Origin of the sequence: Mycobacterium parascrofulaceum ATCC BAA-614 (genome assembly GCF_000164135.1) — a bacterium.
Taxonomy (GTDB): Bacteria; Actinomycetota; Actinomycetes; order Mycobacteriales; family Mycobacteriaceae; genus Mycobacterium; species Mycobacterium parascrofulaceum.
Genome location: NZ_GG770625.1, coordinates 1 through 1,096 on the forward strand (window position 1 = coordinate 1; position 1,096 = coordinate 1,096).

The 1,096-nt window shown below is 72.3% G+C and carries 2 protein-coding genes; one reads left to right on the plus strand and one right to left on the minus strand.

Going from position 1 to position 1,096, the window contains the following annotated elements:
- The coding region (locus HMPREF0591_RS29885; protein ID WP_007172630.1) for an NUDIX hydrolase at window positions 1-783 on the plus strand (783 nt) is incomplete at its 5' end.
- A gap of 6 nt (window positions 784-789) precedes the next feature.
- On the opposite strand, the gene HMPREF0591_RS29890 is transcribed toward HMPREF0591_RS29885, so the two are convergent.
- Window positions 790-1,096: PE-PPE domain-containing protein (locus tag HMPREF0591_RS29890; RefSeq protein ID WP_007172631.1), on the minus strand; the 307-nt coding region annotated here is incomplete at its 5' end.

The window sequence follows — 1,096 nt, forward strand, 5'->3', positions numbered from 1 at the left end:
CCGCGGCCCGCGCGGGAGTCCTGCGAGAACCAGCTTTCGGCCGCGCTGGCGATCGTCGATCCGGCCTCGCTGCCGGCCGGGCTGATCGCCGAGCTGGCCGACGCCGAGGCCCGGGTGGTGCTGGCCCGCCGCTTCCACAACGACGCCGTCCGCGACACGCTGGCGCTGGCCGAGCGGCGCCTGGTGCGGCTGTTCCACCTCGCCGGCACCGCCGCGCGGCCCAGTTATTTCGAGATCGTCGAGCGGCCGCACGCGCTGGCCCACGGCGACCACGGGGTGCTCGACCACCGGACGTCGGCGCGCGTCGTGCTGCTCGACGAAACCGGGGCGGTGCTGCTGCTGCGCGGTTCGGATCCGGCGATCAGCCGCGCGGACGCGCCGAAATGGTGGATCACCATCGGCGGCGAGGTGCGCAAGGGGGAGCGGTTGGCCGAGGCCGCCGCGCGGGAGCTGGGCGAGGAGACCGGCCTCCGGGTGGGGTCGGGCGAGATGGTCGGCCCGGTCTGGCGCCGCGACGAGGTGTTCGAATTCAACGGCTCGCTGATCGACAGCGAGGAGTTTTATTTCGTCTACCGCACCCGCCGGTTCGAGCCGTCCGTCGCGGGCCGAACCGATCTGGAACGCAGTTACATCGACGGCCATCGCTGGTGCGACGCGGCCGACATCGCCCGGCTGGCGGCGGCCGGTGAGACGGTGTATCCGATGCAGCTGTCCGAGCTGCTTCCCGACGCGGCCGCCCTCGCCGGCGGCCGGGCCCCGGGCCCGCTGCAGTCCATCCGCTGACCCGCGCTACAGCCGGTCGACGGGGACGGGGAAGTCGGGCGGCGGGCCCAGCACCGCGCCGAGTGATTCGGGAATGGCTTGTGCCGCAACGGGAGTCAATCCGCCGGCGGCGGTGATCGAGATGGATTGGAACGGTCCGGGCAGCCCGGTGGCGTAGCCGAAGTCGATGAACGGCCGAAGGAATGGCTGGAGCAGGTCGGCCAGCGGGTTGCCCAGGACGGGGATCATGCGCAGCGGGTCCAGCAGCGGCAGGTTCGCGGTGGGAATCAGGTAGTAGGTGGTCACGCCGATGTGCGTCTGGATCGCGGTGGCC